At 58.7% G+C, this 13,358-nt stretch carries 12 protein-coding genes; 7 read left to right on the top strand and 5 right to left on the bottom strand.

The window, feature by feature from the left end; all coding sequences use genetic code 11:
• Positions 1–62: 62 nt before the first annotated feature.
• Positions 63–1,130, top strand: coding sequence for a potassium channel family protein (locus QP981_RS09905; RefSeq protein WP_016422233.1), 1,068 nt, complete (start codon positions 63–65; stop codon positions 1,128–1,130).
• Positions 1,131–1,249: 119 nt separating this feature from the next.
• Positions 1,250–3,319: an ATP-dependent DNA helicase UvrD2 gene (locus QP981_RS09900; RefSeq protein WP_042389201.1), complete on the top strand. Its 2,070-nt coding sequence runs from the start codon at positions 1,250–1,252 to the stop codon at positions 3,317–3,319.
• A gap of 26 nt (positions 3,320–3,345) precedes the next feature.
• On the opposite strand, the gene QP981_RS09895 is transcribed toward QP981_RS09900, so the two are convergent.
• A complete protein-coding gene (locus QP981_RS09895) occupies positions 3,346–4,281 on the bottom strand; it encodes a TOMM precursor leader peptide-binding protein (protein ID WP_042388472.1) in 936 nt (311 codons plus the stop codon).
• Between the two features lie 68 nt (positions 4,282–4,349).
• Here QP981_RS09895 and QP981_RS09890 point away from each other — a divergent pair, with 68 nt between their 5' ends.
• Complete coding sequence (locus QP981_RS09890) at positions 4,350–4,880, top strand: YgjP-like metallopeptidase domain-containing protein (protein ID WP_016422236.1); 531 nt, start codon at positions 4,350–4,352, stop codon at positions 4,878–4,880.
• A gap of 4 nt (positions 4,881–4,884) precedes the next feature.
• Here QP981_RS09890 and QP981_RS09885 read toward each other — a convergent pair whose 3' ends face one another.
• Positions 4,885–6,387: a zinc-dependent metalloprotease gene (locus QP981_RS09885; RefSeq protein ID WP_016422237.1), complete on the bottom strand. Its 1,503-nt coding sequence runs from the start codon at positions 6,385–6,387 to the stop codon at positions 4,885–4,887.
• 139 nt (positions 6,388–6,526) lie between these two features.
• Here QP981_RS09885 and QP981_RS09880 point away from each other — a divergent pair, with 139 nt between their 5' ends.
• Entirely contained in the window at positions 6,527–7,600 is a 1,074-nt protein-coding gene (locus QP981_RS09880) for a YlbL family protein (RefSeq protein WP_049193355.1), read from the top strand.
• A gap of 38 nt (positions 7,601–7,638) precedes the next feature.
• Here QP981_RS09880 and QP981_RS09875 read toward each other — a convergent pair whose 3' ends face one another.
• From QP981_RS09875 to QP981_RS09865, 3 genes are all read right to left on the bottom strand, one after another.
• Entirely contained in the window at positions 7,639–9,066 is a 1,428-nt protein-coding gene (locus QP981_RS09875) for an alanine/glycine:cation symporter family protein (protein WP_048733326.1), read from the bottom strand.
• A gap of 69 nt (positions 9,067–9,135) precedes the next feature.
• Positions 9,136–9,561: a fluoride efflux transporter FluC gene (locus tag QP981_RS09870; protein ID WP_272708160.1), complete on the bottom strand. Its 426-nt coding sequence runs from the start codon at positions 9,559–9,561 to the stop codon at positions 9,136–9,138.
• Positions 9,558–9,977 (bottom strand): fluoride efflux transporter FluC, encoded by a 420-nt coding sequence (locus tag QP981_RS09865; RefSeq protein WP_242458714.1) that lies wholly within the window; start codon positions 9,975–9,977, stop codon positions 9,558–9,560. Before QP981_RS09865 ends, QP981_RS09870 begins: the two co-directional genes overlap by 4 nt.
• A gap of 282 nt (positions 9,978–10,259) precedes the next feature.
• Between QP981_RS09865 and pgm the strand changes: the two genes are divergently transcribed.
• From pgm to QP981_RS09850, 3 genes are all read left to right on the top strand, one after another.
• Complete coding sequence (pgm, locus tag QP981_RS09860) at positions 10,260–11,915, top strand: phosphoglucomutase (alpha-D-glucose-1,6-bisphosphate-dependent) (protein ID WP_272708162.1); 1,656 nt, start codon at positions 10,260–10,262, stop codon at positions 11,913–11,915.
• Positions 11,916–11,969: 54 nt separating this feature from the next.
• Positions 11,970–12,410, top strand: a complete 441-nt coding sequence (locus QP981_RS09855; protein ID WP_016422243.1) for a MauE/DoxX family redox-associated membrane protein — start codon at positions 11,970–11,972, stop codon at positions 12,408–12,410.
• A gap of 144 nt (positions 12,411–12,554) precedes the next feature.
• Positions 12,555–13,286: a DsbA family protein gene (locus QP981_RS09850; RefSeq protein WP_016422244.1), complete on the top strand. Its 732-nt coding sequence runs from the start codon at positions 12,555–12,557 to the stop codon at positions 13,284–13,286.
• Positions 13,287–13,358 lie beyond the last annotated feature (72 nt).

The raw sequence follows: 13,358 nt of genomic DNA, 5'->3' as shown, positions 1-13,358 counted from the left end.
AGCAGTTTGTATGCGCTATTTTTCACCGGGAGGAGTTTTCATGAAAGGCAGGCGAGGAGCGGTTGCGTAATCCAATTCGGAAATCTTCGGGATACGAAACCGGGCTCAATGATCTTCCCGGACATGCACTGCTGGGAGTCATTGGCCTGCCTGAGTCCGCGCCGAAGAATCCTTGGCGGCTAATCATACGTCGTTTGAACTACGCCGTATTTTTGCTGCTGATTGCATCCGTCGTGGTTTACTACGACCGCAACGGATATACGGAGCCTCTCACCTTCATCGATGCGGTGTATTACTCGGCTGTCAGTCTGTCGACGACGGGCTACGGTGACATCACGCCGGTGACACAGAGGGCTCGATTACTCAATATTTTGATCATTACGCCACTGCGTGTGGCCTTCCTTGCTCTCTTGGTCGGTACTACTCTGACCGTTTTGACCCAAGAATCTCGGAAAACCCTGCAAATTCAGCGCTGGAGGAGACAGTTGCGCAACCACACCGTCGTTATCGGATACGGCACCAAGGGTCGTTCTGCCATTGCAGCTCTTCTCGCGGACGGCGTAGATCCGGCAGAAATCGTTGTTATTGATACGGACAAGGAAGCACTCGACCACGCTTCGAATCAAGGCTTGGCGACGGTGCATGGGTCGGCTACTAAATCCGATGTGCTGAAGTTAGCTGGTATTCAGCGTGCCCGCTCTATAGTCGTTGCACCGAACAAAGATGACACAGCGGTGCTGGTCACGTTGTCGGTTCGTGAGTTGGCGCCGGGTGCCTCAATTGTGGCCTCGGTGCGTGAATCAGAAAACCGCCACTTGTTGACGCAGTCAGGAGCAGACCAAGTGGTTATTTCTTCTGAAACCGCCGGCCGAATGCTGGGGCTGGCCACGGTGACTCCTTCGGTGGTTGAGATGATGGAAGACCTCCTGAGCCCGGATGAAGGATTCTCTGTTGCAGAGAGGCTGGTCACCGAAGAGGAAATCGGTGCCAGCCCACGGCACCTCGCGGATATTGCACTCGGCGTGGTGCGCTCGGGTGAGCTGTACCGAATTGATTCACCGGAGTGTGAGTCGGTGGAGCCAGGCGACCGGCTGCTGTACGTCCGCCGTGTCTACAGCAATGACGAATAGCACTCGACCAGTTTAAAAATGGGGTCTAACAACTTTTGACTTACTCAGAGGCGGATGTGAACGAGCCGGATTATCTAGCTGGGCTGGATCCAGACCAGCGCGAGGCAGCAACGGCTCCGATGGGGCCGGTGTGCATTCTTGCTGGAGCCGGTACAGGTAAGACCCGAACAATTACTCATCGCATCAAGTACCTCATTGACCAGGGGTTTGTGCAGCCGCAGAAGGTATTAGCGGTGACATTTACCTCGCGTGCAGCAGGAGAGATGCGCGACCGCCTGGCAAAGATGGGAACGCCTGGAGTCCAGGCGCGTACTTTCCACTCGGCAGCTCTTCGTCAGCTGCGCTACTTCTGGCCTCAAGTCGCCGGTGATATGCCTTGGCAGCTGTTGGATGACAAGAAATTCCGTGTTGTCGCCCAAGCAGTACGTCGAGTGGGCCTGGACACCTCCAAGGAAACAATCCGCGATGTCATGGGCGAGATTGAGTGGGCGAAGGCGACTTTGGCCGGTGCGGATCAGTACCAAGCCGCGCTGCGGGAGCATGGGCGCACGGCGCCTCTGTCTGCGGAAAAAATTGTCGATTGCTATCGCGCTTACGAGGACATAAAAACCACTCCTGACGGGCTATTGCTTGACTTCGACGACCTGCTCATCCACACCGCCGGTGCGATGGAGAATTCCCGTGCAGTGGCGGAGGAATTCCGCAACCAGTATCGGTGCTTCGTCGTCGATGAGTACCAGGATGTCACCCCGTTACAGCAGCGAGTTCTCAACGCCTGGCTGGGAGACCGTGACAACCTCACAGTTGTCGGGGACGCCAACCAGACGATTTACTCCTTCACAGGGGCGACTCCGCAGTACCTAATGAACTTCTCTCGGGACTACCCGGAAGCCACAGTGGTCCGCCTGCAGCGGGACTACCGATCGACCCCACAGGTCGTCGAGCTGGCCAACAATGTCATCGGCCGTGCGCAGGGGCGTATCGCCGGCTCGCGGCTGAAACTGATTGGGCAGCGTGAAGACGGCCCGGAGCCGACTTTCAATCAGTACGACGATGAGCCGATGGAAGCTCGCGCGACCGCGCGCAGCATCAAGCGGCTTATCGACGCGGGAACGCCGGCATCGGAGATTGCCGTTTTGTACCGCATCAACGCACAGTCCGCAGTTTTTGAGCAGGCTCTGTCCGAGGTAGGAGTCGCCTACCAGGTTCGTGGCGGGGACGGTTTCTACCAGCGTCCCGAGATCCGCGATGCCATCGCCGCACTTGTGCGAGTTTCCCGTTCCTCACGGACCGTTCCGACATTGCAGGGCACGAATCTATTGGATTTGGTCAAGCAGGTTTTCGCGGGTCTTGGCATGACTGACCAAGAGCCGGAAGGCGCTGGTGCCAGGGAACGTTGGCAGTCACTGCGCGCCCTATTTGACCTGTGTAAGGACATCGTTCATGCCAACACCGAGGTCAATATCCAGGCGCTCCTCGGCCAATTGCACACCCGGCAGCAGGCCAAACATCCACCGACGCTGGATGGCGTGACGCTGGCTAGCCTGCATGCAGCCAAGGGGCTGGAGTGGGATGCGGTGTTCCTCGTTGGGCTTACCGACGGTTCGCTGCCTATCCAACATGCGCTGAATAAATTCGACCGATCTCCTGCACAGGGGGCGGAAGCCATCGAAGAAGAGCGCCGTCTGTTCTATGTCGGCATTACTCGAGCCCGCGAACATCTGGAGCTATCTTGGTCATTGTCGCGGACAGAAGGCGGCCGCAGGTCACGTCGCCGCACACGATTCCTCGATGAACTCGACATTGATGTCTCTGACTACTCGGCTGAGGCACAGCGAAGCTCAAGGAGCTCTAGTTCCCGCAGTAAGCGTCAGCAGTCCAAACAGTGCAAGGGCTGTACTAAGCCATTGCACACCGATGCCGAGCGGATCTCAGGGCGTTGTGAAGAGTGCCCAGTCAGTGCGGATCCTGCACTACTGGAAGCATTGCGTGCATGGCGCCTGGAAATGTCGAGGGAAATGACGGTCCCCGCATTCGTGATCTTCTCCGATGCGACCCTTCTGGCCATCGGTGAGCAGCAGCCGACTACGCCGGAGGAACTTCTGCAGATTCCCGGAATTGGAGAAGCGAAGCTCAATCATTTCGGCGAAGGCATCTTGGGAATCGTCAATTCTTTCGTGAATTCCTAGTCAGATTCTGCTCAAGGCACTTCGAATTACATGAACTGCATCTGCGAGTTGCCATGACCACACACTGGGCACTGCGGGTGGGGAGCAACAGTAGTGCGGGTGATATCGAGGCTTTCCAGATCTATGCGCACCTCCGTTGCACATAGATCTGAGAGATCCGGCCGCCGCAGCTGCCCAACCAACAGTGGCACCGCTGTGTTCAGCCATTCCGGTGCGGCCACGGGCGTAAAAGTGCGAAGCTGTAGCGCAATCAGTGCCCGGACGGGGTCGCGGTCTCGTCGATAAGCTTCGAAACACATCGAGCAGGGCCCTTGACCTGGTTGAACAAGCGGCCCAAGAATCAGTGCCCCATCGCGGAAATGCGTGTGCAGATGCTCAATTCCACGATGAAACAGAGCGCGAACCAAGGGCATGCTCGGTACTTCCATGCCCGTGACCACCGCGAGCCCGATCTCTTCCGGTGTGGATTGAGATATTTTCAGCGTCGCATTGCGAGTGGGCGACATTGCCGTCGTCCAACTACCACAACCCGTGCGACGAAGCTCCTTTAAAAGTCCGGTGCGCAAGCTGTCCCGACCGATCAGCGTAATCCTCCGCCGTGTCGGTGGTTTTTGGACCAGCGCGGCTCGGTGAAGGTCGGAGATAAGTGCGGTAATGAACTGCGGTGACAGTTTGTCGTGACTGTCAGTAAAGGCCTCGCTTAAGGTGCTACCTCTATGAGCTGCAAGAAGCGCCGAGAAGACAGGCCCCGGCGGGGTGCCGTCGGAAAGCGGCAGAATCATGCTGCGCTCCGGTTCCACGCCGAACTGAATCCGCGCGCCTGGGCGCATGACAATCGGTACCTCCGGCCGCAGCGCGTAGTCCGTGGCAGGTGCGGCAAGTGTTTGTGCCGCGGGTGTGTGCGAACCTATTACGCCAGCCGTACCATCCCGCCCCCGAGACGTATCCCTGTATTCCCCCATAAAAATATCTTTTACCCCGGGGCCAGCTTTTACGCAATCGCAGCGCAGAGCATATACGCTTAAAAAGCATGAGCACCAAGCGACCTGAGTACGGCCCGGATGTTGAGGTTCGGCGCTCGAAGCGCCGCCGCCGTACTGTGTCCGCCCGCGCGGAGGGAAACCGGATCATTGTCATGGTTCCGGACGATCTCAGCGCCGCTGCGGAAAAACAGCAGGTCAATGAAATTGTTGCGCGAGTGCGGAAGAAAGTTGGCAGCAACCTGGATAATTCCGAGCTGGAGCGCCGCGCACGGCTGCTCTCTCGTACGGTGCTGGAAGATCGCCCGCGGTTCGAGTCAATCAAATGGGTCAAGAACATGTCGCGCAGGTGGGCATCGGTCACCGGCGGCGTCGATAGTCCGGGGCGCATTCGCATTTCGCACAGGCTTGCCGACGTCCCGGGGTACGTCCTCGACGACGTCATTGTGCACGAACTGGTGCACACTTTCGTCGACGGTGGTCATACCGAAGAGTTCTGGTATTGGGCGGCAAAAGCCCCGTACCACGAACGGGCACGGGGCTATTTAGAGGCGTATCAGCGCTGGGGAACCCAGAGCTAACTCGCTACTTATCGTCGTCGGCGTCGCCAGAATTGTCCTCGTCGGCGTCACTGTCGTTGCCGTCAGCCGCGCGCTTTTCGGCTTCTTTGCGCAGCTGCTCTTCAAGCTCTGCGATCGGGTCGAAGTCATCGTTTTCCGAGCCGCCAAGAACCGAATCAATAAAAGCCGCGGGTTCATCCAAATCCTCTGCCACGGGCAGGAAGTCCGGGTGATCCCAGACCTTGTCGCGTCGCTCGATGCCCACAGCGGTGGTCAGACGGTGCCACAAGTTGGTTGCCTCACGCACCTTGGGGGATCCGAGGTCAATGCCGGTGGCTTTCTCCAGCGCCTGTTCAGCACCTTCGGTGGCGCGGCGACGACGCCAGGCTTCATCCAGCTGTGCGGCACCCGATAGACGCTCACCGAGGGCATCGGTGACAACCATGTCCACCCATCCCTCGACCAGTGCTAGCAGCGTCTGGAAACGAGTACGAGCATTCTCGTTACGAGAACGAATCTTCGGGCTCAGATCCATATTCTGCAGCTCGCTCATAGCCTCCTGCATACGCTGCGGATCCTGCATGTTCTCAATATCCAGACCGCGGGCGGCCTCTTCAATCGCCGAGTAATCGATGACGATGCCGGCAGCGTATTCCTCGACAGAGGAAATCATGCGTTCAGCCAGCCATGGCACGCGGTCGAAGAGACGTTGGTGGGCAGCTTCGCGGGCAGTGGCGTAGATAAACAGATCGCGCGCTGGAACCTCGAGTTCCTCCGCGAGAGCGACGAGATGCGTTGGCAGCAGTACCGCCGCACCAGTGGTGTGTAGCGGCAGCCCGAGGTCAGAACCAGTCAGGCTCGTCTGTGCCAACTCCGCCAGCGCATTTCCTAGCTGAGTACCGAAACTCATCGAGTTCATCTGGCGCATGATGCCCAGCATCGGCCCCATCATCTCGCGAGCTTCCTCTGGAACACCCTCGAGGGAGGCATCACTCATGCGGCTGGCGACGGGATCGACAAGGCGAGTCCATGTCGACTTGGTGTTCTCCAACCACTGCAGGCTATTCCACGCTTCTACGCGGTTGACACCAGCCGGCAGGGAGGTGACGTCATCTAGCCACAGTTCGGCCAGGCGCAGGGAATCAGTCAGCGCCTCGCGGGCCGAGTCCTTCACCGGAGCCGGGTTACCAAGACGGGTCCGCGCAACGCGCTCGGCCGCGTCGTAGTTGACAGGGCCAGAGTTAGACTCCTGGAATCGCTGCCCCATGCCGGAGAACATCTCGCCGAACTGGTTGAGAATATCGCCCAAGTTCGGCTGGTCCCCCTTGCCGGAGGCGCCGCTGCCGGGCTGCCCGGGGCCGCCGAAACCGAAGCCACCGGCGCCGCCCATGCCACCGAAGGGAAACCCGAAGAAACCGAAAGGACCGCCCTGGCCGCCCTGACCGCCCTGACCGGAGTCATTGTTGCCAGCGTCGTCGCGATCGTCATCATTGTCGTTCGGACCAAAGCCAAATCCGTTAGAACTCATGCTCCCACCGTACCGGGCAATGACCCGCGTGAGTACTTAAAAGCACCACTTTATTGGCAACTTCGCGCCCAGCGAACAGACACGGACAAGATTCATCAGGTGTCCAGTAGGCAGATAGCGAGAATGTAGGGTGTTATTTGTGAATCGTCGTACCCAAACTCTTGTTGCGGGCGCTGTGCCCATCGCCGCGTTGGCAACTGTGCTCTCGCTGCCAACGCTGACAGTGCCCTATGCCGCGCAGGGGCCTGGCCCGGTCTTCGATGTCCTCAGCGATGTCGAGGGCAAGAGCATTATCTCGGTCAGTGGCAGTGCTGCGGACTCCGAACGCTCTAAGGGCACGCTGGATATGACAACCGTCGCAGTCAGACATAACCTGACATTGCCGCAGGTCATTGGCCTGTGGTTCGATCGTGACAACGATATCGTCCCCATTGAGGCGGTCTTCCCTCCGGGCCAGAGTCAAGACGAGGTGGAAGAGGAGAACAAGGCTGCATTCACCGAGTCGGAGGCCAATGCCACCTCCGCTGCGCTGGCACATCTCGGGTTGCCGATGGAAGTCACCGTCGCCTACACAGTGCCGGATAGTCCCGTCGATGGGCGACTGCATGAAGACGATGTGATTCTCGCCGTGGATGGGGTGGCCGTAAGCAAGCCTGAGCAAGTCAAGGCGATTATTGCCGGACGCAACCCGGGCGATACTGTCACGTTGAGGGTCAAGTCTGCGACCGTCGACAAGCAGAAGACTGCTAAGGGCGAGGACTCTGACCCCGAGAAAGCCGTCGATATTTCTGTGACACTGGCGGAAAACCCGCATCAGAAGAATGCCGCGCTGCTCGGCGTTGGGATGGGGGCGCAATCCGCGGACGACACCAAGGTTGAGTACCAGCTCAGCGGCATTGGAGGTCCGTCGGCGGGTCTCATGATGACGCTCGGAGTGATTGACAAGCTGAGTCCAGGCGATTTGACCGAGGGGCAGCACCTCGCTGGCACCGGCACTATTGACGCTGCCGGCAACGTGGGCGAAATCGGTGGCATTACACACAAAATCTCGGCCGCCCGAGATGAGGGCGCCGAGATGTTCTTCGTGCCGGAAGGCAATTGCGCAGAGGCTGTGACTGCCGACCGAGGCGATATGAAGTTGGTAAAGGTCTCTGTGCTTGACGACGCGCTTGCGGCAATCGAAAAGCCGGAGACCGCGCAGACCTGCTCGTAGTTTTTGCCGTAGTCCCTACGAGCAGCTGCTAGTTTCAGCTAGTTCTTGCTGAAGGCCTCGAAGTTTTGCTGAGACTGCCATTTATCAATCTCTGCAGCCGTTGCGCGCAACTGCGGGTCAAATTTGAGGTAGGCCTTTGTCTCGCGCGCAATGAGCCCGGACAGGACAATCAGACCGATGAGGTTCGGTAGCGCCATCAGACCGTTGAGAGCCGAGGCGACGGACCAGACGGTTTCCAGATGAGTAACAGCGCCGACGAAGACTACGCAGGTGAAGACCGCACGGTAGAGACCGGTGCCGCGGCGACCGACCAGGGACTCGAATGCGCGCTCACCGTAGTAGGACCAGCCCAGCATGGTGGAGAATGCGAAGAAGACAACCGACAGCGTGACGATTGTGCCACCCCAGTGGCCAGGCAGTCCGCGGGAGAATGCCTCAGCAGTCAGAGCGCCAGTGTCGACGTTGCCATCCTGCCAAACACCGGTGCTGATGATAACCAGGCCGGTGAAGGACACGACGATGATGGTGTCAATGAAGGTCTGAGTCATGGAGACCAGACCCTGACGAACCGGGTGAGTGGTCGATGCGGCGGCAGCGGCGATAGCACCGGAACCCAGGCCCGACTCGTTGGAGAACAGGCCGCGGGCAACACCCATCTGCAGGGCGAGAATCAGCGTGGATCCTGCGAACCCACCAACGGCCGCGGTGCCGGTGAAAGCATCGGTGAAGATGAGCTTGAAGGTCTCGGGCAGCGCCGAGACATTGGCGACGAGCACCCACACGGCCGCACCGATGTAGAGCACAATCATCATCGGCACAAAGCCGGCGGTGATGCGGCCAATCGACTTAATGCCACCCATCAGAGCTGCGCCTACCAGGATGAACATGATCATGCCGGAGAGCGTCGGATCGATGTCGAAGCTGTTTTCCAGGTTCGAGGCCACGGCGTTGCCCTGGGTCAGGTTGCCGATACCAAACGCTGCCAGCGCAGCGAAGACGGCGAAGAGAATGCCCAGCGTCTTACCAAAACCATTCGGGATGGCCTTGCGCAGGTAGTACTGCGGACCACCGGACTGTTCGCCAGCTGCATCGACCTGACGGTACTTCACGCCCAGGAATGCCTCGGAGTACTTCGATGCCATACCTAGCAGGCCGGTCACCCACATCCAGAACAGCGCACCAGGTCCACCCAGGCCGATCGCGGTAGCGACACCGACAATGTTGCCGACACCGACTGTTGCCGCGAGAGCCGTCGCAAGCGCCTGGTAGTTGGTGATATCTCCCTCGGCGTCTTCGTCGTTACGGTCGATGAGTCCGAGGCGCAGTGCCGGGCCGAGTTTGACCAGGTGAATTGCACCCAGGCGAATGGTCAAAATGATTCCGGTACCGATCAGCGCGGGGATCAGGAGATACGGACTCCAAATAAAACTATCCGCCGCTGAGGCAAAATCGCTGAAGCTTTCCATGCTGTGGAACTTTACTGGTAGAAAGCCTAAATCCGATCATTAAATTCTCAGAAAATGATTATTGTGCTACTAATTCGCCACAAGTGGGGGTAAACACATTCCGGCGAAAGCAAAAACTATTCCGCCAATCAGTGTGAGAGCAAGGTACCCACACGCCCTCCAAAAGTGTTGGTTCTTAAGGCGTACGATCTCTCCGGCGAGTGTGGACCACGTCGACAGGCCGCCGGCGAAGCCAATCATTACCGTCGCATAGACCAGAGCAGGCGTCATGCCATTGCTTATCGACGTTCCCCGCGACCACACCACAGCAGCGACACCGGCGACGAAGCAGGCAATCATATTCGCGGTCCACGTTCCGGGCAGTTTGGAATCAGCCCACTTCACCGCAAGTTCGGCCAGCGCATAGCGCAGCGCTCCACCTACTGCCGCGCCAACTGCGATAGCGAGGATGGCAGACAGCGCCGAGGAAAAAGAGCCGAGGAGATCGCCGGTCATTCCGCGACCTCCCGTGCGCACTTGGTGCCCAACCAGTAGGCGAGAGGGCAGCACAGCAAATGAATAAGTCCGACGCTCACAATCAGTACGACTGACGTGTCCGCTTGCACCAACAAGAGAATGACAAATGCGGAGAAAGTGGTGAAACCGCCACAAAAGCCAGTACCGCAGAAAGCGGAAAGCCGAGGATTAGCAAACGCGATACTGCTGACCAGGCCGAAGAGAAAGCAGCCCAACAAGTTGATGACAGTGGTCGAAACTGCGCTAGTTCCCGAGCTCACAATCGCATCGATTGCCGCGCCGAGCAGAAAGCGACTTACCGCGCCAATAGCGGCACCGCCGGCGACAACCAGGGCCATGAGAACCTGCGCCCGTCCTGCTGATGGCAGTTTCGCAGCGACAGATTCCTCATTCACGGTGAAAACGCTAGCACAGTGGCGAAAGGGGCGGTAGGCGCCGACAATTCGGAATCTTTCACCAGGAGGTGTTCCCGTCGGCACGCGACAATCTACCTACTGCACCCTATTGCAGGGGCGAGTTTGCCTTACCGAGTGGTTCTTGCCATGCGCGCCGACCCTAAAACGGGGACACTGGGGAAGAGGAGGCGCATTTAAATCCGGTTTCCCCATTCCGGCCGGCTCGTCGGCGGTGAAATCGGTGGTTGCGCAGTTCGCCGATTCAGCAGGAGGATACCCACAATGGCTCATGAGCGCGCCGGGCAATTGGCCCAGCCATCCGACCTTATCGATGTCGCGGAACTGGTCACTGCTTACTACACAAAGCACCCGGATCCGAATAACCCCGACCAGAAGGTCGTCTTCGGTACTTCCGGTCACCGCGGTTCCTCCCTCGACGGCGCTTTCAACGAAGACCACATTCATGCCACCACTCAGGCCATCGTGGATTACCGCAAGGGCCAGGGCATTGAAGGCCCGCTCTACGTTGGCCGCGATACCCACGGCCTGTCCGAGCCGGCAATGATTTCCGCCCTCGAGGTGCTCACGGCCAACGGCATCACCGTGATGGTTGACGCTCAGGATCGCTACACGCCGACTCCGGCCGTCAGCCACGCGATTCTGACGTACAACCGCGACGTGGAGGGAGGTCCGACGGGGAGTAGCTCCGCGCGTGCCGACGGCATCGTGATTACCCCTTCCCACAATCCGCCACGGGATGGTGGTTTTAAGTACAACCCGCCGACCGGTGGTCCGGCGGACGCGGATGCGACGGACTGGATTGCAGCTCGTGCCAATGAATACCTGGCTAAGGGCCTGGATGGGGTTAAGCGCCAGCCGGTGGATAAGGCCGGAGACCTCGTCGTAAAGCACGACTACCTCAACGCATACGTGTCGGACCTGCCGAATGTTGTCAACCTCGACGCCATCCGTGACGCCGGCGTGCGTATCGGCGCCGACCCAATGGGTGGTGCGTCGGTGGATTACTGGGGCGCAATTGGCGATGCGCATAACCTAAACCTGACCGTGGTCAATCCGCTGGTTGATGCGACCTGGCGTTTTATGACGCTGGATACAGACGGCAAGATTCGTATGGACTGCTCCTCGCCGAATGCGATGGCGTCCCTGATTGGTAACCGCGATAAGTTCGACATCTCCACCGGCAATGACGCGGACTCCGATCGCCACGGAATTGTGACACCGGACGCGGGTCTGATGAACCCGAACCACTACCTGGCCGTTGCCATTGACTACCTCTTCGCGCACCGTCCGGGCTGGTCGCAGGAGACTGCGGTCGGTAAGACGCTGGTGTCTTCGTCGATGATTGACCGCGTCGTTGCCAATTTGGGCCGCAAGCTCGTGGAAGTTCCAGTCGGTTTCAAGTGGTTCGTCCCGGGTCTGCTCGGCGGCACCATCGGCTTCGGTGGTGAAGAATCCGCTGGTGCATCGTTCCTGCGTCACGACGGCACTGTGTGGTCTACCGATAAGGACGGCATCATCCTGGACCTCCTGGCCAGCGAGATCAAGGCTGTGACCGAGAAGACTCCATCGCAGCTCTACGCAGAACTCGCCGATAAGTACGGTGCCCCGGCTTACGCCCGCACTGATGCGGACGCAACCCGTGAGCAGAAGGCAATCCTGAAGAAGCTCTCGCCGGAGCAGGTCAAGGCCGACACCCTGGCAGGGGAGACCATCACGGCCAAACTGACTGAAGCACCGGGCACCGGCGCTGCGATTGGTGGCCTCAAGGTGGTTACGGAGAACGCTTGGTTCGCGGCACGTCCGTCGGGCACTGAAGATAAGTACAAGATCTACGCGGAGTCTTTCAAGGGCGCGGATCACCTGGCACAGGTTCAGGCTGAGGCGCAGGACGTGGTCTCGGCAGTTCTGAACGGGTAATCGGTAGCCGTTGGGCTAGCTGTAAACAGTTAGCCTGTACTAACATTTCTGTGTATGAAGAATTTCGTAGGCGTGGTGGCACGATTCGGCCTGGCTGCAGTTTGGTTGTACTCGGGTCTTATCAAACTGCTGAACCCGCTGGAATCGCGTCAGGCAGTTCAAGCTTATGAGCTGCTGCCGAGCGATTTGGTGCCGATGGTAGCGGTTGCGCTGCCCGCTTTCGAAGTTATCCTCGGACTCCTGCTGGTATTGGGGCTTTTCCTGCGCCCGGTAGCGGTGTTGTCTGGCGCGCTCTTGCTGGTGTTTATCGGCGGCATTATCTCGGCGTGGGCGCGCGGCCTGCAGATTGACTGCGGGTGCTTTGGTGGCGGTGGCTACGACGAGAACGCTGGCCCCGCTACGTATCTGACGGAAATCGCCCGAGATATAGGTTTTCTGGCCTTGGCTGTATTTGTGTACGTGTGGCCGTGGAAGAAGTTTGCCATTTACGCCTAGTCCGCTGGCTAGAGGGGAAGCCTAGGGGATAGGCCAGGGGAATGGGGCAAGGTGATGGGGCCTAGCGATGCGGCCTAACAACCATTTCCGTTTTCTCAGGCGCAATTGTGTCATTGGCAAGAAAACACCGCTATCGTAAGCGGTGTGAGTCAGAAGATTAAGAATCCAAATGAAAAGGGCAGTGGCTTCGTCGTCGGCCTGATTGCTCTTCTTGCTGTCGTTGCAGTTGTTATTGGTGGCGTTATCTACATCGGCCGGTCGCAGCCGATTGAGGGACTGCCAGATGAGGACGTCGACTTCTCCGTCGCACTCGACGGCGATGTCATCCGACTGAGCAAGGACGGCGCCGAAGGGGCTAAAACAGCCACGATTTTTGAGGACTTCTCGTGCCACTACTGTGCTCAGATGAGCGAAGAGGGCCACGATGATGAGCTCAAGGCGCTAAACGACGGCAAGCTTGTCGCTGAATACCGCACGCTGAACTTCCTGGATGGCCAGGAGAAGGAGCAGCGTGACGGTCACTCCACTCGCGTCTTCGCGGTTGCCCGCAAGATTGCTGAGACCGGTGATGCTCGCGCATATTGGAACTTCCGCACAATGATGATGGCTGACCAGCAGAACTCTGTCACGTGGAGCGATGATGAGTTGGCTGACCGTCTGGAGCAGCTCGGTGTTGCTGACGAAATTGTCAGCGAAGTCCGTTCCGGCATCGACACCACCGAGGCTAAGGCAAGCGCAAATGCCAACTTCGATGACCTTGAGAAGCGCTTGGGCAAGGTTTCCTCACCGCACGTCTTTGTCGATGGCAAGGATATTCTGGAGAACATTTCCGGTGATGGCGGACTGGGGCAGTGGGTCAAGGTGGCCCTGCGCTAGGTGTGATGTCCAGGGACGTTGTTGAGTCGGTCGAAGGGTACGCCGCCAATCGCAGAGTGGTGTCGGTGGTGG

This window comes from Corynebacterium sp. MSK047 (assembly GCF_030232285.1).
Taxonomy (GTDB): Bacteria; Actinomycetota; Actinomycetes; order Mycobacteriales; family Mycobacteriaceae; genus Corynebacterium; species Corynebacterium jeikeium_D.
This window is presented reverse-complemented; position numbering and strand designations above follow the sequence as displayed.